The sequence below is a fragment of the Herbaspirillum sp. GW821-FHT09A12 genome (assembly GCF_059418325.1).
On record NZ_JBWKPR010000001.1, the window covers coordinates 674497 to 693815 of the forward strand.

Annotated in this window: 14 protein-coding genes; 10 read left to right on the forward strand and 4 right to left on the reverse strand. The window is 63.6% G+C overall.

The window, feature by feature from the left end:
• Nucleotide 1 precedes the first annotated feature (1 nt).
• Nucleotides 2–1033, reverse strand: coding sequence for an aminoglycoside phosphotransferase family protein (locus tag AC07N6_RS03070; RefSeq protein WP_494780846.1), 1032 nt, complete (start codon nucleotides 1031–1033; stop codon nucleotides 2–4).
• A 97-nt stretch (nucleotides 1034–1130) separates the two neighbouring features.
• Here AC07N6_RS03070 and AC07N6_RS03075 point away from each other — a divergent pair, with 97 nt between their 5' ends.
• From AC07N6_RS03075 to AC07N6_RS03095, 5 genes are all read left to right on the forward strand, one after another.
• On the forward strand, nucleotides 1131–3404 hold the full coding sequence (locus AC07N6_RS03075) for an LPS-assembly protein LptD (protein ID WP_494780847.1): 2274 nt from the start codon (nucleotides 1131–1133) through the stop codon (nucleotides 3402–3404).
• A gap of 26 nt (nucleotides 3405–3430) precedes the next feature.
• On the forward strand, nucleotides 3431–4936 hold the full coding sequence (locus AC07N6_RS03080; RefSeq protein WP_494780848.1) for a peptidylprolyl isomerase: 1506 nt from the start codon (nucleotides 3431–3433) through the stop codon (nucleotides 4934–4936).
• Nucleotides 4937–5068: 132 nt separating this feature from the next.
• Complete coding sequence (pdxA, locus tag AC07N6_RS03085; protein ID WP_494780849.1) at nucleotides 5069–6100, forward strand: 4-hydroxythreonine-4-phosphate dehydrogenase PdxA; 1032 nt, start codon at nucleotides 5069–5071, stop codon at nucleotides 6098–6100.
• The gene (gene rsmA, locus AC07N6_RS03090; protein ID WP_494780850.1) at nucleotides 6097–6879 is read left to right on the forward strand and encodes a 16S rRNA (adenine(1518)-N(6)/adenine(1519)-N(6))-dimethyltransferase RsmA; all 783 of its coding nucleotides are present in this window, start codon (nucleotides 6097–6099) and stop codon (nucleotides 6877–6879) included. The genes pdxA and rsmA overlap by 4 nt, the downstream gene beginning before the upstream one ends.
• A 162-nt stretch (nucleotides 6880–7041) precedes the next feature.
• Complete coding sequence (locus tag AC07N6_RS03095; RefSeq protein WP_141913678.1) at nucleotides 7042–7410, forward strand: hypothetical protein; 369 nt, start codon at nucleotides 7042–7044, stop codon at nucleotides 7408–7410.
• Between the two features lie 85 nt (nucleotides 7411–7495).
• Here the strand turns inward: AC07N6_RS03095 and AC07N6_RS03100 are convergent, their stop codons facing one another.
• The 3 genes from AC07N6_RS03100 to AC07N6_RS03110 all read right to left on the reverse strand — a co-directional run bounded on the left by AC07N6_RS03100 (nucleotide 7496) and on the right by AC07N6_RS03110 (nucleotide 11565).
• The gene (locus AC07N6_RS03100; protein WP_494780851.1) at nucleotides 7496–8383 is read right to left on the reverse strand and encodes a LysR family transcriptional regulator; all 888 of its coding nucleotides are present in this window, start codon (nucleotides 8381–8383) and stop codon (nucleotides 7496–7498) included.
• Nucleotides 8384–8573: 190 nt separating this feature from the next.
• Complete coding sequence (locus AC07N6_RS03105; protein WP_494780852.1) at nucleotides 8574–10466, reverse strand: hypothetical protein; 1893 nt, start codon at nucleotides 10464–10466, stop codon at nucleotides 8574–8576.
• 355 nt (nucleotides 10467–10821) lie between these two features.
• Nucleotides 10822–11565, reverse strand: a complete 744-nt coding sequence (locus AC07N6_RS03110; protein ID WP_494780853.1) for a siderophore-interacting protein — start codon at nucleotides 11563–11565, stop codon at nucleotides 10822–10824.
• Between the two features lie 105 nt (nucleotides 11566–11670).
• Between AC07N6_RS03110 and AC07N6_RS03115 the strand changes: the two genes are divergently transcribed.
• From AC07N6_RS03115 to AC07N6_RS03135, 5 genes are all read left to right on the forward strand, one after another.
• A complete protein-coding gene (locus AC07N6_RS03115) occupies nucleotides 11671–12063 on the forward strand; it encodes a MarR family winged helix-turn-helix transcriptional regulator (protein WP_494786241.1) in 393 nt (130 codons plus the stop codon).
• Nucleotides 12064–12667: 604 nt separating this feature from the next.
• Complete coding sequence (locus AC07N6_RS03120) at nucleotides 12668–14278, forward strand: DUF1302 domain-containing protein (protein WP_494780855.1); 1611 nt, start codon at nucleotides 12668–12670, stop codon at nucleotides 14276–14278.
• A gap of 33 nt (nucleotides 14279–14311) precedes the next feature.
• A complete protein-coding gene (locus AC07N6_RS03125; RefSeq protein WP_494780856.1) occupies nucleotides 14312–15673 on the forward strand; it encodes a DUF1329 domain-containing protein in 1362 nt (453 codons plus the stop codon).
• Nucleotide 15674: 1 nt separating this feature from the next.
• Nucleotides 15675–16844, forward strand: coding sequence for a YCF48-related protein (locus AC07N6_RS03130; protein ID WP_494786242.1), 1170 nt, complete (start codon nucleotides 15675–15677; stop codon nucleotides 16842–16844).
• Nucleotides 16841–19318 (forward strand): efflux RND transporter permease subunit, encoded by a 2478-nt coding sequence (locus AC07N6_RS03135; protein WP_494780858.1) that lies wholly within the window; start codon nucleotides 16841–16843, stop codon nucleotides 19316–19318. The genes AC07N6_RS03130 and AC07N6_RS03135 overlap by 4 nt, the downstream gene beginning before the upstream one ends.
• Nucleotide 19319: the final 1 nt, after the last annotated feature.

Genomic DNA, 19319 nt, shown 5'->3' on the forward strand with positions numbered 1-19319 from the left:
TTCAGAAGGTATAGCCGAACTTCGGCGCGTGATCCTGCTCCAGCTTTTCGATCAGGCGCACCAGCGGGGTGAAGGCCACGTAGCGGCGCGCGGTCTTGAGCGTGTATTCCATGACCAGCGGCATGTCCTTCAGGTAGCCGTCCTTGCCGTCGCGGTGGTACAGGCGGGCGAAGATGCCCAGCACCTTGAGGTGGCGCTGCAGGCCCATCCACTCGAAGTCGCGGTAGAAGCTGTCGATGTCCGGCGCCACCGGCAGGCCGGCGCGGCGCGCCTTTTCCCAGTAGCGGATGGCCCAGTCCAGCACCAGCTCCTCGTCCCACTGGATGTAGGCGTCGCGCAGCAGCGAGACCAGGTCGTAGGTGATGGGGCCGTAGACCGCGTCCTGGAAATCCAGGATGCCGGGGTTGCCCGTGGGCAGCACCATCAGGTTGCGCGAATGGTAGTCGCGGTGCACGTAGACCTGCGGTTGCGCCAGGTTGTTGGCCAGGATGGCGTCGAAGGTCTTGGTCAGCACCGCGTTCTGTTTGTCGCTCAGCGTCACGCCCAGGTGGCGGCCGATATACCATTCGCGGAACAGTTCCAGTTCGCGCAGCAGCAGCGGGCGGTCGTACTCGGGCAGGACGTCGGGCCGGCTTTGCGCTTGTAAAAGTATCAAGGCTTCGATCGCATCCATGTATAGTTTGGGCGCGCTGCCTGCGGTGAGCTGGTGCAGATAGGTGGTCGAGCCCAGGTCGGTGAGCAGCAGGAAGCCGCGCTCGATGTCCTGCGCCAGGATCTTCGGCACCGTGACGCCGGTGGCGCCGAACAGGCCGGCGACATGGATGAAGGGGCGCACATCTTCTTGCGGCGGCGGCGCATCCATCACGATGGCGCTGCCGCCGTCCGGCGTGTCCACCCGGAAATAGCGGCGAAAGCTGGCATCGGCCGATGCCGGGCGCAAGGTGGAAGACAGCGCCGGGGTGGCGGCGAGGGTATCGAGCCAGGCTTGCAAATCGGATAAACGGCGATCGGGGGAAGAACTTGGGGAAGACATGAACTATCTGAGGAATTCGTTTGATGTGGTTGAGTTCCCATATAATAAGGGATTAACTTCAAAAAATCCGCCTGCACGGTGTCTTGCCACTCTTTTCATGATCCGGTTTTCCAAGTCTCTCTCTGAACGCACTGTCAATTGGCGGTTGGCGCGCCTGCTTTCGTCGGCGGTGGTGGCATCCGCCTCCGGTTTGCTGCCGCTCGCGGTGCATGCGCAGATGACCGCGCCCAAGCCGGCTGCGGCGCCAGCCGACGACCAGAATGCTCCCGTCAACGTGAGCGCCGAGCAGATGACCGGCCGCCCCGACCGCCAGGTGAACCTGGAGCGGGACGTCGAAGTGGTCAAGGGCCGCACCATCATCAAGGCCGACCGCGCGGAATACCGCATCATCCAGGATGAAGTCGAGGCCACCGGCCACGTATGGATGCAGCGGCTGCAAGACCAATATACCGGCGACCATGCGCAGATGAACATGGAGTCCGGCGCCGGTTTCGTGACCAATCCGACTTACCTGATCGGCAAGAATGGCGGGCGCGGCAAGGCCGAGCGCATCGATTTCCTGTCCAACGACCAGGCGGAAGTGACGCAGGGCACCTACAGCACCTGTGAAGCGACCGATCCGGACTGGTACCTGCGCGCCAACACCATGGACCTCGATAGCGGACGCGATGTCGGCATCATGCGGGGCGGCGTGCTGTACTTCAAGGACGTGCCCATCCTCGGCTCGCCCTGGATGTCGTTCCCGTTGTCGGGCGAGCGCAAATCCGGCGTGCTGCCGCCGACCTACGGCATGACCTCGACCGGCGGCGCCGAGTTGTCGGTGCCTTACTATTTCAACCTGGCGCCCAACTATGACCTGACGCTGTACCCCAAGTACATCGCGCGTCGAGGCTTGCAAATGGGCGCCGAGACCCGTTATCTGGGCGACACCTATTCCGGCACGACTTATGTCGAGGGGATCCAGGACCAGGTGACCGGTACCGGGCGCTATTCGCTGTCGTCGATCCATAACCAGACCCTGGCGCCGGGGTTGACCCTGGCCTGGAACGTGAACAAGGCGTCCGATAACGACTACCCGTCGGACTTTGCCCATTCGATCACGGCCAGTACCCAGCGCCTGCTCACGCGCGACGTCAGCCTGACCTATTCCAGTACCTACTGGAGCCTGTACGGGCACGTTTCCAAGTACCAGTTGCTGCAGGACGTGGACAATCCGATCACCAAGCCTTACGACCGTGTGCCGCAGATCGTATTCACCGGCAGCCGCTACGATGTCGGCGGTTTCGACTTCACCACCACGGCCGACTTCACGCGCTTCTCCAGCGGCGACCTGATCGGCGGCGATCGCGGCTTCATCACGCAGACGGTGGCCTATCCGTGGGTGCGCCCGGGCTACTTCATCACGCCCAAGCTGACGCTGGACGCCACCAGCTATCGCCTCAACAACGTCGGCGTGGGGCAGCCCACCAGCTTCTCGCGTACGCTGCCGACGGTGTCGCTGGACTCCGGCCTGGTCTTCGAGCGCGAATCGACGCTGCTCGGCCGCAGCATGACCCAGACCCTGGAGCCGCGCTTGTTCTATGTGCGCACGCCGTACCGCGACCAGTCGCAGCTGCCGAATTTCGATTCGGGCCTGGCCGACTTCAACTTCGCGCAGATCTTCAGCGAGAACCGCTTCTCCGGCCATGACCGCATCAGCGACGCCAACCAGCTGACCGCCGCCGTCACCTCGCGCCTGATTGAGGAAAACGGCCTGGAGCGCCTGCGCATGGCGGTGGGGCAGCGCTATTACTTCGCCGACCCCAAGGTCGCCCTCAGCGGCACTACCTCGACCACGCTGGGCAGCAAATCCGACTTGCTGCTGGCGCTGGGCGGACAGATCTCCAAGGAGTTCTCGACCGACAGCTCGGTGCAGTACAGCGAGACCCTGCGCCAGATGGTGCGCTCCACCTTCGGCGTGCGCTGGCAACCGGCGCCCAAGCGCGTGCTGAACCTGCAATACCGGTTGGACCGCACTTATGTGAATCCCTACACCGGTTTGCTGGATCCGCTCAAGCAGGTTGACGTCTCCGGACAATGGCCGGTGTCGCAACGCTGGTATGCTGTGGGCCGCATCAACTACTCGATTCCCGACAAGACCGTGGCCGAAGGCCTGCTGGGCATGGAATACAAGGCCGACTGCTGGGTATTCCGCGTGGTGGCGCAGCGGATCCCGACTTCCTCCACCAAGGCGTCGACCGGTTTCTTTTTACAGTTGGAACTCAACGGTTTCTCGAAGATCGGCTCCAATCCGTTGGATGCGATCAAGAGCAGCGTTCCCGGCTATCAGAACGTGAATTTGCCTGACAGCACCGCGAACGACAACTTCTAACCCTTTCCTGACCCAAGTGCTTATCCATGCGTAATATGCGTACTCCACTCCTCGCGAAAACCAAAACAGTGACCGCGCTGCTGTGCATGCTTGGCGTGATCAGCAATGCGCAGGCGCAGTTTGCGGCGACCATCATCCCGGTTGCACCGTCGGAAATGGAGCAACAGGCGCCCGCCAAGCCGGCCGCGGCGCCTGCGGCCAAGCCTGCTGCAACCAGGCCTGCGGCGGCCGCGCCGGTGGCGACGCCGCCCGCGATGGCGCCGGCTCAAGCCCCAGCCTCCCGCGCATCCCAGGAACCCAGGCCGGTCGACTCCATCATGGTGGTGGTCAACAACGAGGTCATCACGCGCCAGGAAGTGGCCGATCGCCTGGCCAGCGTCGAACAGCGCATGGCTGCGCAGAACGCGCAAGTGCCTCCGCGCAATCAATTGGTGCGCCAACTGGTCGAGCGCATGATTGTCGAGCGCGCCCAGGCGCAGATGGCCAAGGAAAGCGGCATCGTGGTCGATGACGCCATGCTGGACCGCGCCATGCAGCGAATCGCCGAGCAGAACAAGATGTCGATGCCGGAATTCCGCACCCGCCTGGAAAAGGAAGGCCTGGTCTACGCAACCTTCCGCGAGGAAATCCGGCGTGAAATCCTGAGCCAGCGCCTGCGCGAGCGTGAAGTCGACAACAAGGTCACCGTGACCGAATCCGAAATCGACAACTACCTGGCCGCTGAAGCCAATGCCGGCGGCGAGCACCAGGAGCTGGACATCGCCCAGATCCTGATCCGCGTGCCCGAGAACGCCTCGCCGGAACAACTGGCCGCGCGCCGCGAGCGGGCCGAAGACGTGCTGCGCCAGTTGAAGACCGGCGCCGACTTCGCCAAGACGGCCGCGACCTACTCCGACGCCGCGGATGCCCTGACCGGCGGCGACCTCGGCTGGCGTCCGGCCGAGCGCCTGCCGCAACTGTTCCTGGACGGCGTGTCCCAGCTGCAGGACGGGCAGGTCAGCGCGCTCCTCAAGAGCGGCAACGGCTTCCACATCCTGAAGCTGGTCGGCCGCCGCGCCGCCGGCAACCAGCAAGCCGCCGCGCCGGCAGTCCAGCAGACCCATGTGCGCCACATCCTGATCAAGGTCAACCAGGTGGTCACCGCGGCCGACGCCAAGCGCAAGCTGACCGAACTGAAGGAGCGCCTGGACCACGGTTCGGCCTCCTTCGAAGAGCTGGCCAAGCTGTATTCGAACGACCTGTCGGCCGCCAAGGGCGGCGACCTGGGCTGGGTGTACCCGGGCGATACCGTGCCCGAGTTCGAGCGTGCGATGGACCAGTTGAAACCGGGCGAAGTCAGCCAGCCGATCGAATCGCCGTTCGGCTTCCACCTGATCCAGGTGGTTGAGCGCAAGACCGACGACGCTTCCAAGGAGCGTACCCGCCAGGCGGCCCGCCAGGCCATCCGCGAACGCAAGATCGATGAGGCCACCGAAGACTGGATGCGCCAGATCCGCGACCGCGCCTATGTCGAGTACCGTAACGACGACTGATGCCGCCAGTGCGCGGCGCCCGTTGCAAACGGCGCCGCGCGCCTGCGCATCTGGCGTCGCCAGCATGCGACACCAGCAAGAAGCCGGCCCTGGCGCCGGCTCTTGCTTTTTTGACGAGGGATTTCCAACGCCATGAATCGACCCATCATCGCGCTCACCTGCGGCGAACCGGCAGGCATCGGCCCCGAAATTTCGCTGCGCGCGGCCTGGGAGTTGCGCGCTGAAATGCGTTGCGTACTGTTGGGCGATGCCGCCTTGCTGGCGCAAACCGCGCAGGGTATCGACCCGCAAATGCGGGTCGCCGCATTGTCGATACAGGCCTGGCGCAATAGCGGCTTGCCGGACTTCCCGGCCGATTGCCTGAGCGTCATCGATTGCCCGGTGGCCGAACCGGTGCGCCCCGGCCAGCTCGATGCGCGCAATGGCCGCGCCGTGCTGCAGGCGCTGGATCTGGCGGTCGAAGGGGCGATGAACGGCAGCTTTGCCGCGATCGTCACCGCGCCGCTGCAAAAGAGCACCATCAACGATGCCGGCGTGGCGTTCACCGGCCATACCGAATACCTGGCCGCAGCCACGCACACGCCACACGTGGTGATGATGCTGGCCGGTGCAGCCACGTCACATGCGCCGCATTTGCGCGTGGCGCTGGCGACTACCCACCTGGCCTTGAAGGACGTACCGGCCGCCATCACCGGCGACAGCCTGGCGTGCACGCTGGATATCCTCCAGGCCGACCTGCGCGCCAAGTTCGGCATCGCCGCGCCGCGCATCCTGGTGACCGGGCTGAACCCGCATGCCGGCGAAAACGGCTATCTCGGCCGCGAGGAAATCGAGGTCATCGCACCGGCGCTGCAGGCGGCGCAGCAGCGCGGCATCGATGCGCGCGGGCCGTATCCGGCCGATACGCTGTTCCAGCCCAAGTACCTGGAAGACGCCGACTGCGTGCTGGCGATGTACCACGACCAGGGCCTGCCGGTGCTCAAGTTCGCCAGCTTCGGCCACGGCATCAATATCACGCTGGGCCTGCCGCTGATCCGCACCTCGGTCGACCACGGCACCGCACTGGACCTGGCCGCGCGCGGGCTGGGCCATGCCGACCACGGCAGCATGGCGGTGGCGATCCGCGCCGCCGCCGAGATGGCGCGCAACCAAGGCAAGCTATGAAACACATCCCCCGCAAACGTTTCGGCCAGAACTTCCTGACCGACGACACCGTCCTGTACGACATCATCCGTTGCATCGAGCCCCAGCCGGGCGACGCCATGGTCGAAATCGGCCCCGGCCTGGCGGCGATGACTTCCCTGCTGCTGGACTCCCTCAAGCACCTGCACGTGGTCGAGCTCGACCGCGACCTGGTCGAGCGCCTGCAAAAACGTTTCGACCCGGCGCGCCTGACGGTGCATTCGGCCGACGCATTGAAGTTCGATTTCGGCAGTATCCCGGTGCCTGACGGGCACAAGCTGCGGGTGGTCGGCAACCTGCCGTACAACATTTCCAGCCCCTTGCTGTTCCATCTGGCGAGCATCGCGCCGCAGGTGCGCGACCAGCATTTCATGCTGCAAAAGGAAGTGGTGGAACGCATGGTGGCCGAACCGGGCGGCAAGGCTTACGGGCGCCTTTCGGTGATGCTGCAATGGCGTTATCACATGGAATTGCTGTTCGTGGTGCCGCCCACCGCATTCGACCCGCCGCCGAAGGTGGATTCGGCCATTGTCCGCATGATCCCGCTGGCGCAGCCCATGCCCTGCGATGAGAATTTGCTGGCGCAGGTGGTCACCAAGGCCTTCTCCCAGCGCCGCAAGGTGATCCGCAACTGCGTGGCGGGTTTGTTCAGCGAAGACGAATTGCGCCAGGCCGGCGTCGATCCGCAGGCGCGCCCGGAAGCGGTGCCGGTGGCGCAGTTCGTGGCGCTGGCCAATCTACTGGGCGGCCGCAAGACCTGAAAATCCCCGCCTTTGTGCATATCCGGTTGCAAATAGTCACATTCGGGGCGCGACTCGTAAGAACTGTAACCAAGTTTCAGAATCGATGTATTTCGAGATTTGCTGACATATAGTTGAATCGTGCCGCGACAACTTAGCGGACTTATTAGACAGGAGCCAATCATGGCCAGCAAAAAAATCGCAACGGTTCTGATCGCAACCACCCTTCTCGCATCGGCAGCTGTCGTCAGCGCGCCAGCCATGGCGCGTGACCACGGCGGCAATAACGGCGTCGCCATCGCTGCCGGCATCATTGGCGCGGTCGCCATCGGTTCGCTGATCGCCAATTCGGTTCCGGCCCAGCCGGTGTACCAGGCTCCTCCGCAACAGGTGTACTACCAAGCCCCGCCGCAGCCGGTTTATTACCAGGCGCCGCAGCCCGTGTACTACGAGCAACCGCGCTATTACGCGCCGCGTCCGGTGCGTTACGTAGAACGCACCGAAGTGCGCTCCTACCGCTATGATGACCGTCCGTACTACTACGGCCGTTAAGCGATGCGCTAAATCGCAGTCTTGAGGAAAGAACGGGCAAGCTTCGCAGCTTGCCCGTTCTTCATTGTGCGTCTGGGATCGAGGTTCAGGCGCCAGCGCTTCGCGCCAGTTCGATGAAAGCATGCAGGTAATCGATGCCGACTTCGGTTTCGCGCGCGCCGAGGAAGATCTGCTTGGCGATGCCGTGCTTGCCCAGGCGCACCGGCGCCACGTCCATCTTGCTGGCGTACTCTTCCACCAGCCAGCGCGGCAGGGCGGCGACGCCGCGTCCGCTGGCGACCATCTGCATCATGATGTCGGTGGTTTCGATGGCCTTGTGCCGCCTGGGCGTGATGCCCGCCGGCGACAGGAATTGATTGTAGATATCCAGGCGGTCGGTCGGAACGGGATAGGTGACCAGCACTTCGCTCATCAGTTGCTGCGGTTTCACATAAGCGGCGCCGGCCAGCTTATGGTTACCGGCCACGACCAGCACCTGTTCGTAATCGAAGACCGGCTCGAAGACCAGGCCGGGCTTGTACAGCGGGTCCGGCGTGACCAGCAGGTCGATCTCATAGCCGAACAGCGCGCCGATGCCGCCGAACTGGAATTTCTGTTTCACGTCCACATCCACATCCGGCCATGTCTCCAGATAAGGCGACACCACCTTCAACAGCCATTGGTAGCAAGGATGGCATTCCATGCCGATGCGCAATGCGCCGCGCTCGCCCTGGGCGAACTGGCGCAGCCTGTCCTCGGCCAGATCCAGCTGCGGCAGCACGCGGTTGGCCACGGCCAGCAGGTATTGCCCGGCCTGCGTGAGCCGCAGGCTGCGCCCCTCGCGCAGCCAGATGTCGGTGCCCAGTTGCTGTTCCAGTTTCTTCATGCTGTGGCTCAGCGCCGATTGCGTGACGCACAGAATCTGGGCGGCGGCGGTCAGCGAACCTTGTCGTTCGACTTCCTGGACGATGGATAAATGGATGCGTTCCAACATAATGTATGAGCTAGTTTCATAATATTGTGGGTTAATGCCATTTTACTTCATGGATATCCAGGCCTGCGATCGTTCCATTCTTTTTTCCGCTCCAGTGGCGCCGCGCAAGCAAAAACGGCCGGAGCGCAATGCTCCGGCCGAACTGGATCAACCAGCGGAGCCGCCCTCAGGCGGCCCGTCCGTACAGCAACTATTTGGCGTTAGGCACATACAGCGGCATGGAGTCTTCCCAGCGGCTGTCGGTCAGGATGCGCTTGTCGGTGCCGTCGGCGTTCATGATGTAGATCTGGCCGTATTGCTGGAAGGTCTGGTCGTACAGCGCCGCTTCATCGCGAAAGCCATGTTGCGAACCGCTCCACATGATGCGTCCATCCGCCGTCCACACGGCGTGGCCGTCGCTGGATTCGTGGTCGGTGCAGCGGAACAGGCCGGTGCCGTCCGGGCGGATGGTGTAGACGTCGTAGTTGCCGTCTTCGCGCTTGCGGGTGAAGACGATGCGCTGGCCATCCGGCGACCAGCCCGGCAGGTTGTCTTGCCCGTCGGTCAGCACGCGCGAAGTGCGGGTCGCCAGGCTGAGCACGCGCAAGCCCTTTTCCTTGTCGCTCCAGGCGCGGTAGACGATTTCCTTGCCGTCGGCCGAATAGCTGGGGAAGCCCGAATGGATGGTGCCATCGGTCAACTGTTCCGCGCCGCTGCCATCGCGGCGCACGCGCCAGACGGCGGCAGTCATGGTGTTGCGTTCAGTGAACCAGTAGCCCAGGCCGAAGGTGATCCACTCGCCATCCGGCGACCACGATGGCTGGAATGCGCCGGCCAGGCCCATGCGCACCTTGGCTTCGTTCAGGCCGTGGCCCGACGATTCGAACACCTTGCGTTTTTGCGAACCGTCCGCGCGCATGATGTAGATCGAGCTGTTGCCCAGTTGCTTGTCGGTGAATACGATCCAGCCATCTTTCGACATCTGCGGGTAGACGTCGATGTGGCGGTATTCCCATTCCGGATCCCAGCTGAACAAGGGCTTGAGCAGCGGGCGCACCGGCTTGAAAGAGACCTTTTCATAGATCACGGACTTGCCGTCGGCCGTCCAGCTGGGCGAGCGGATGAAGGTCTGCTTCAACGGTGCGCGGCCGGAAGTGTACGCCAGGCCTTCGTTCGGGCCGTACTTGATCAGGTAGCCGATCTCGCTATCGCCGATGAACTGCGGCTGCAGCTTCAGGTCGGTGCCGGTGGTGTGTTCGATGCGCTGGCCGTTGGCGACGTCGACCGAGACGATTTGCGAATACGCCTTGCCGTAATAGTTCGGGCGGCGGGCGCCCCAGGTCGCCTCGACGGTCATTTCATAGAATACGATCCGCTTGCCATCCGGCGACCAGCTCGGCGAGCCGAGGCAGTAGCCGGGCTTGGAGGCCACCTTGCGAAAGCCCGTGCCGTCCGGGCGGATGATGTAGATGCTGAGTTCTTGCGTGTGCTCCCAGCCTTGCCCCTGGTCGTGGCCGGTCCATTCGGTATTGCGGTCGCTGGAGAACGCGATCCATTGGCCATCGGGCGACCACGACGGACGGAAATAGCAGTCCGGCTTGCCTTCCTTGCCGCGCACCTCGCCCACGCCGGTCAACTGTTTCAGGTGGCCGGTCAGGAGGTCCTGCAGCCAGATGTTGGCGCGGTAGCCATTGCGGGTGGAGACGAAGGCCAGCGTGGCGCCGTCCGGGGAAAGCACGCCGGCGTCGTCCATGGAGTCGGTCACGACCACCGGGGAAATATCGGTGCCGTCCGGGCGTGCGCGATAGATGTCGGACTGGCCGTCGCCGCGGCGTTCGGAGGTGAACAGCAGCCACTTGCCGTCCGGCGACAGGCTGGCGTTGTATTCATAGACGCTGTCGACCAGCAGCTTGCGCTCGTTGCTCCCATCCAGGTTGGCGATATACAGCTCCGATACGGATGGGGCGATGCGGTTCATCAGCAGCACGCCCTTGTTCGGGATGCCCTTGGCGACCGGGGTTTGCGCCCGCGCCAGCCCCGCCAGCGGCAACTGCGTTGCCAGTGCGGCCGAACCCAGCAGGCGAAGGGTTTGTCTGCGATCCATGAAATGCTCCTCGTCATTATTGTTAATTCTGTATTCATGCACGCATGGGCTCTCTCCGTGAGGGATGCCGGACGCCAGGCTGTTTCACCCGCCGATGCTTCCTCTCCCGCAATGCCCGAAACGCTTCGAAAGGATAGTGACAAGACCAGGGCATGTCATTAAACAAAAGTTAAATTCACTGGTACTTTTCGTCATTCGGAAGGCTTTGGGGGGAGGCTTTTGGGAGCGTCTCCGGGGAATCCCGGACCGCGAGTGTCGCAGGGGAAGGGAAGGTAGCGGCGATGTCGCCCAATTCCTGGACGGGGTCAGCACGGGCTGGGGAAAGGCATGCCTGCCGCGCTAACGTGGGGGGAGCTTACTGGTCCAGCTTTTCGTGGAAATCGGAGGCGCCGCGTTTCCAATAGGAAGAAATGCGCATGGCGTCCTTGGGATGCTGCTTTTCGTTGAGCAGCAAGGCGCGCAGTTGGGTCATCGTCGCCGCTTCGCCCGCGCCCCAGACATAACCCTCGCCAGCCGGCAACTGCAATGCGCGGATGTCGGCCAAGGCTTCGGCGCCGCTGGTCACCCATCTCACATCGACTTGCGCCTGGCTGTCGAACTGGCGGATATCGCCCATGTGGGCAATCTCGATGACCGCCTGCACGCGCGTGCCTGCCGGCAGCTCCTTGAGGCGGCGGCTGATCGCCGGCAAGGAAGACAGGTCGCCCACCAGCAGGTGCCAGTCGTAATCGGCGGGGATGATCATGGAGCCGCGCGGCCCGGCGATCACCGCCGTCATGCCGACCTTGGCCCGGCGCGCCCAGTCGGTGGCGGCGCCTTCGGCATGCAAGGCAAATTCCAGCGTGACTTCGCCGCGTTGCTTGTCATAATCGGTTGGCGTATAGTCGCGCCGGACCGGCACGCCGCCGGCATCCGGAAAGACGAACTTGACATGGTCGTCAAACGACAGCGAAACGAAATCCGACAAGGCCTCGCCCTTGAAAGTGATGCTCAGCATGTTGGCGCCGGTCTGGTGGATGCGCGCTACGGCGACATCGCGGAATTTGATGTCATGGCGCACACGTTGTACCGCGCGCGATGTTGTATTGATGGTATCCATAGGAAGCCTATTTAGTTGATAATGTCTACCATTATGAAAAATCAAGTTGATAAAGTCAACCAATCACCTGATGCCGATAAGGTCTTTGAGGCCATCCATACGGTCATGCACCTGTACCGCGCCAGCCGCTCCCAGGTTTTCCGCGAGGACGAGCGCGGCATCACGCATATGGAAAGCCGCGTGCTGGATTACTTTGCGCAGCACCCCGACGCCACGCTGAGCGACCTGGTGGCGCATTCCGGGCGCGACAAGGCCCAGCTGACACGGCTGATCCGCGGCTTGCGCGACAAGGGCTATCTGGAGGCGAGGGAGGATGCGCAAGACCGTCGTTCCGTGCGCTTGCAGCTCAGCAAGGAAGGCCGGGCGTTGCAGCGCCAGTTGAAAAAGACCGGATCCCGGATCCTGGAGCAGGCAGTCGAAGGATTGTCGGAAAAACAATGTGGTGAACTGGTCGCATTGCTCAAGATCATGCAGGGCAACCTGGACCGGCAAGACTGAAGTTCCCCCGCCCGGGCATACATGTTGTGCCTATTTTTTGTGCATGCCTGTTGTCGGGCAGGCGCAATCTCTTCCGTCGTTGTGCATGTGCAACGACGTTTTCTTGCCTGCGCCATGGTTGTCGTATGTATGGCGAGGACAGCTGAAATCCCCCCGTTTTTGCCATCGGCGTGCGTTTTGCACGCGCTGTTGCCCTTTCCTTGGCGCCTTCCCATTGTCAAATAATCTGCAACATAGTTTGTAGGTCTGTCACAACAATCTTCTCTGCGTGCATATTGCTACCCGATGGCATTGGCCATGGCGCAAGACTCGCCCGGTTCCACGTCGCAGTGGCCGATTGTCAAAAAAAAAGGAGGCAAAGCATGGAGACCACGCAGAAGGTCGCAATCGGGGCAGGCGGCCGGGGGCAGGCCGGATAGCCTGACGCCGGCGCAATAGGCGGAATCGGCGGCGACCCCGTCGCCGAGCGCACTGCATGCACACAAGGCATCAAGCGCGCCCGCAAGAATTGATTCGATGTCCCGTCAGGACATGCGCTAAAGGAGGCTCCTCTTGGCGCACCTCAGCAGCACACACCTACAACAAAAAATTTCGGGAGACACACATGAAAAAGCATGCAAGGACAACTGCGCCCGCAAAAAAGCGCGCCTCGCTGAAAACCCTGACCGCAATGGTCGGCACGCTCATGGCCGGCGCCTCGGCCAGTGCGATGGATCTCAACCCCGGCGGCGACTGGCAGGTGCGTTGGGATAACACGGTCAAGTACAGCGCCGGCTATCGCCTCAATTCACCCGATGCGGCATTGATCTCCGGCGCGGCCAAGGTCAACAACGATGACGGCGACCGCAATTTCAACAAGGGGCTGATCTCGAACCGGGTCGACTTATTGTCCGAGTTCGATATCCAGAAGGATGGCTTCGGCCTGCGCCTGTCCGGCGCCGCCTGGTACGACACGGTCTACAACAGCGGCACCGCCAACACGTCGCCTTCGAGTTCCAACAACGTCAATTCGCCTTACAACCAGTTCTCCGGCGAGACCAGGCGCATTGCCGGCAACAATGCCGAAATGCTCGACTGGTTTGTGTTCGGCAAGAACCAGCTCGGCGATTCCACGCTGTCCTATCGTCTCGGCCAACATTCGCTGATCTGGGGGACGACCCTGTTTTTCGGGATGAACGGCATCGCCAAGGGCATGGCCCCGATCGACCTGTACAAGTTGTCGATCCCCGGCGCCCAGGCCAAGGAAACCACGATCCCCGTGCCGCAATTGTCGGGCACGCTGCAGCTCACCGAAGACACCAGCGTCGAGGCCTATTACCAGTTCAAGTATCGCCCGACGCGCCTGCATCCGGCCGGCAGCTACCTGAGTTCGACCGACATGCTGGGCGACGGCGCCGAATCGATTTACGCCGGCCCGCTGAAGCTGAAATACGCCGGCATGGTCAAGGGCGCGTTGCCCAACAACTTCGGCCTGGCGCTCAATACGCGCAGCGAAATGCTCGACGCCGACCTGGGGTTCTATGCGATCCGCTACAACGACACCTCGACCCAGGTGGTCACGCAGGCCGCCAGCAGCCGTTATTACCTGGCAGTGCCGAATAACGTGCGCGCCGTTGGCGCCAGCATCTCGCGCCTGGTCGGCATCGCCAACATCGGCCTGGAAGCGTCGATGCGCTTCGGCCAGCCGCTGGTGGCGCGCTCGGGGACGGTGGTCCTTCCGGCCGGCGCCAGCAGCAGCTGGCTGGCCAGCAACGTGCCATATCCCACCGGCCGCACCACGCACCTGAACCTGTCGACCACCATGGTCACCGGCGCTTCGTCGTTGTGGGATGGCGCCAGCGTGGTGGGCGAGCTGTCGGGCAACCACCTCAACAGCGTCGACCGCAACGGCGACAAGGTCGATACCACGCTCAACAAGACCAGCTACGGCGGACGCATCGTATTCACCCCGACCTGGTACCAGGTGGCTTCGGGGCTGGATATGAGTTTGCCGGTCAACCTCGGCTGGTCGTTCAAGGGCAAGTCGGTGATCGACACCGCATTCCCGTTCTCTGGCAGCCCGGACCACGGCGGCGAATTCATCATCGGCCTGACCGGCGTGTACCTCAACAAGTGGACCGCCAACCTCTCGCTGATCACCTATCTGGGCAACAGCAGCACACAGCCGCTGCTTGACCGCGACTACATGCGGTTCAGCCTGCAAGCCAGCTTCTGATTCACCCAAAGAACAACCAAGGAGATACAAGCAATGAACGCGCCCCTTTTCAACATCACCAGCGCATGGCTGGCGCTCGGCCTGGCGGCAGGCTTGGGCATGGCAGACGCCGCGGCACAAGGCGCCCCCAACCTCAAGTCCGGAGCGCTGACGCCGTATGGCGCCGAGCGCGCCGCCAACAAGGACGGCAGCATCCCCGCCTGGGACGGCAAGGCAATCGCCACGCCGCCCGGCGCCAACAACAGGCGCCCGGATCCGTTCGCCGCGGAAAAGCCGGTGGTGTCGATCACCGCTGCCAACGCCGCGCAACATGGCGACAAGCTTACCGACGGCACCAAGGCGCTGCTGGCCAAGTGGCCGGGCATGCGGGTAGACGTCTATCCGACCCACCGCAGCGCCGTGTTCACGCAAGCGATCTACGATGCCGTCGCGCAGAACGCCACCCGCGCCAAGCTGACCAACGACGGCCTGACGGTGGAAGGCGCCTATGGCGGCATTCCGTTCCCGGTGCCGAAGAACGGGCATGAGGCGCTGTGGAACCACATGCTGAGCTACCGCGGCCAGCTCACCAGTTTCACCGCCGACAAATACGTCATGACCGCCAGCGGCGAGCGCATCCTGACCAACCGCCAGCGCACCAGCCTGGCCTATCCCTACTACGACATGAAGGGCAAGGCCGAAAGCTTCAGCGGCGAATGGGCGCGTGCCCGGCTGGACATCACCGAGCCGCCGGCCAATGCCGGCCAGGCCATGATGACCATCGACTATGTCGACAACTACACCAAGCCCAAGGACGGCTGGCAATACGTGCCGGGCCAGCGCCGGGTGCGCAAGTCGCCTTCGCTGGTGTACGACACGCCCGACGCATCGGCGGCCGGCCTGGCCAACTTCGACGACGTCAACCTGTTCATCGGCGCGCAGGATCGCTACCAGGTCAAGCTGGTCGGCAAGCGCGAGATCTACATCCCGTACAACAACAATGGCCTGTTCCTGAAACCGGTCAACGATGTGATCGGCAAGGGGACGCTCAACCCCGATGCCGTGCGTTGGGAGCTGCACCGCGTATGGGTGCTGGAAGCCACGCTGCGCGATGGCAAGCGCAACGTCGCCGCCAAGCGCCGCCTGTACCTGGATGAAGACACCTGGCAAGCAGTGCTGGCCGATACCTGGGATGCGCAAGGCAAGCTGTGGAAGACCGGCCAGGCCTTCACCCTGCTGGCGGGGGATGAGCCATCGGCCAGCACCCTGAGCTATACCTGGTTCGACCTGCTTACCGGCGGCTGGGTGTATGCCGCGGCGATCAATGAAACCGGCGGGGTCTCGTACCAGGACTTCGACAGCAAGCAACTGACGCGCTTCACGTCGAGCTCCCTGGCCAGCAGCGGTGTGCGTTGACATGAGGCTGTTCTTGTCCATCAAGCTGCAGCGCACGGCCGTCGCCTGGCTGGCCGCGCTGGCCTGCGGCTGGGGAGCTGCGGCCCCGGTTGCCGGAACGTTGCCGGCGGCATTGCAGCGTCCCGCGCTTGCCGTCGCCCATCCCACCCAGGCCAACCTGCTGGCGATCGAACGCGTGGGCAACCGGCTGGTCGCGGCCGGCGAGCGCGGCCTGGTCATCTATTCCGACGATGCCGGCCGGCATTGGACGCAAGCGCGGGTGCCGGTCAGCGTGACCCTGACCGCACTGCGCTTTGCCAATGCGCGAGAGGGCTGGGCCGTCGGCAACATGGGAGTGGTCTTGCGTTCTGTCGATGGCGGCGCCAGCTGGACCCGCGTGCTCGATGGCCAGGCCGCCGCCGCGCTGGCCGAGCAGGCGGCGCAGCAGGCCTGGGATGCCGTCAAGCCCGACCCGGCCGATGCCGAACATCCGCTGAACCTGCTGCTGGAAGATGCCCAGCGCCTGGTGGACGAGGGCGCCGACAAGCCCTTCCTGGACATCAGCCTGCGTCCCGACGGTTCGGTGCTGGTGGTGGGCGCGTACGGCCTGGCGTTTTCCAGCGCCGATGGCGGTCGCAGCTGGCAGGCGCACATGAAGAACTTGCCCAATCCGAACGGTTCCACCATCTACGGCATCGTCGGACGCCGGCAGGAACAATACCTGTTCGGAGAACAAGGCTTGCTGCTGCGCGCCGCCGCACCGGGGGCGCCGTTTGCCGCACAGGATTCGCCCACCGGCGGCAGCCTGTTCGGCGGCGTGGCGCTCAAGCGCGGCGCGCTGATGCTGTTCGGCCTGCGCGGCAAGGTCTACCGCAGCGAGCAACCCGGCGCACCGTGGGTGGAGCTGCAAACGCCGGTGGACGCTTCGCTCCTGGCCGCCTTGCAATTGCCGGATGAGACGGTGCTCCTGCTCGGCGCGGCGGGACAGGTGATCGTCAGCCGCGACCAGGGGCAGACCTTTTTCGTGTTGCCGATGAAAAACCGTTTCCCCTTCACCGGCGCGACGCTGGCGCCGGATGGCGCATTGGTGCTGGTCGGCACGCGCGGCTTGCTGCGCATGGAGACCGGCAGCTTCGATGCCGCGCCTGAGGGCACCGCGCGCGCCTCCACCACGAACACCGTTACCCCATGAACACCACGCCTCACGACAATATCCCTTTCGATCCGAACTCCGGCAACCGCCTGGAGCGCTTCGTGTTCGGCTACCGCCGCTGGCTGCTGGCGCTTTGCCTGCTGGTGACGGTGCTGTTGGGTTGGCAGGCCAGCCGCATCGTGCCCAATGCCAGCTTCGACGGCATGCTGCCGCTGAACCACCCTTACTTGCAGAACTATCTGGCCGAACGCAAGAAACTGGTGTCGCAGGCCAACAGCCTGCGCATTGTGGTCGAGCACAAGGGCAGCGGCAGCGTGCTCGATGCGCGTTACCTGGCCACGCTGCGCCAGATCAACGATGACGTGTTCCTGCTGCCCGGCGTGGTGCGCGGCCAGCTCAAGTCGCTGTGGACGCCGTCGACGCGCTGGACCGCCGTCACCGAACGCGGCTTCGAAGGCGGCACCGTGATCCCCGACGATTACGACGGGTCGCCCGCCGCCTTGCAGCGCGTGCGCCTGAACATCGAACGTTCAGGGGAGGTCGGCCAACTGGTGTCGCGCGATTTCCAGTCCAGCGCATTGATCGTGCCGCTGGCCGAGCGCGACGAAGACGGACATGAGCTGGACTATGCCGCGCTGTCGCAGCAACTGGAAAAGCTGCGCGCCAAGTACAACACCGGCGCGACCGAGATCCACATCACCGGCTTCGCCAAGGTGGCTGGCGACTTGCTCTCCGGCCTGCTGGAAGTACTGGCCTTCTTCGGCCTGGCCGCATCGATCGCGGCCGTGATCGTCTTCTGGTATACCCGCTGCCTGCGCAGCACGCTGCTGGTGATGGCCTGTTCACTGGTGGCCGTGGCGTGGCAGCTCGGCTTCTTGCCGATCCTCGGTTATGCGCTCGATCCGTATGCGGTGCTGGTGCCGTTCCTGGTGTTTGCCATCGGCATGAGCCACGGCGCGCAAAAGATGAACGGCATCATGCAGGACATCGGCCGCGGCATGCCGAAGCTGGTGGCGGCACGCTACACTTTCCGCCGCCTGTTTACCGCCGGTTTCACCGCATTGGCGTGTGACGCGGTCGGCTTTGCGGTGCTGATGATGCTCGACATCCAGTCCATTCGTCGCCTGGCGATCACCGCCAGCCTGGGCGTGGCGATCCTGGTGTTCACCAACCTGATCGTGCTGCCGGTGCTGTTGAGCTATACCGGCGTTAGCCAGCGTGCGGCGCGGCGGGCGGCACTGGCTGACAGCAATGCGGAAGGCCGCCGCACCTTATGGACCTTCCTTTGCAAATTCACGCAGACGCGCTGGGCAATCGGCGCGATGGCGGTGGCCCTGCTGCTGGGAGCCCTGGGCTTGCACGCCAGCCGGATGTTGCAGGTTGGCGATCTCGATGCCGGGGCGCCGGAGTTGCGTCCGCAGTCGCGCTACAACCTCGACAATGCCTATCTCACCAGGCATTACAGCACCAGCAGCGACGTGATGGTGGTGATGGTTCGTACGCCGGTACAAGGCGCGATGAAGCACGCCGTGCTGGAACGGGTGGATGATCTCGAATGGCGCTTGCGCCAGGTCCCCGGGGTGGAAACCACGCAATCGGTCGCCTCGCTGGCGCGGCAGACGGCGGTGGCGATGAACGAAGGCAACCCGCGCTGGTATGAGCTGCAACCGAACCAGGCGGCGCTCAATACGGCCAGCTCGCGTGCGCCGCGCAATCTGGTGAATTCGGATTTTTCCCTGCTGCAGGTGCAGGTCTACCTGACCGACCACAAGGCGGCGACCTTGCGTCGCGTGAGCGCGGAAGTGGAGGCCTTCGCCAAAGAGAACGACAGCGGCGATGTGAAGTTCCTGCTGGCCGCCGGCAATGCCGGTTTCGAAGCGGCGACCAACGCCGTGGTGGAGCAGGCCAACCATGAGATGCTGTTGCTGGTCTATGCCGCCGTGGTGGCATTGGCTTATTTCACCTTCCGCTCATGGCGCGCGGTGGCATGCGCCATTATCCCGCTGGCGCTGACGTCGATCCTGGCCGAAGCGCTGATGGTATGGCTCGGCATCGGCCTGAAAGTGGCGACCCTGCCGGTGGTGGCATTGGGGGTGGGTATCGGCGTGGACTACGCGCTGTATGTGTTGAGTATCATCCTGGCGCAGATGCGGCAAGGGCGGCCGCTGGCGCAGGCTTACTATCAGGCGCTGCTGTTTACCGGCCGCGTGGTGATGCTGACCGGCGTAACGCTGGCGCTGGGCGTGGCGACCTGGGCTTTCTCGCCGATCAAGTTCCAGGCCGACATGGGGATTCTGCTGGCGTTCATGTTCATCGTGAACATGATCGGCGCCCTGGTGCTGTTGCCGGCGCTGGCGCGCTTCCTGTTGAAGCCGGCGGCGCAGGCAAAGGTATTGGCTGGCGGGGATGCCTTGCCGATGCAAGGACAAGCCGGCGTGTCGGCCAGCGGCCCTGCGCAACGCGCAGGAAGCCATGAACACGCTGCGCCTGCAGTCGTGGCGCCCAACCATTGAG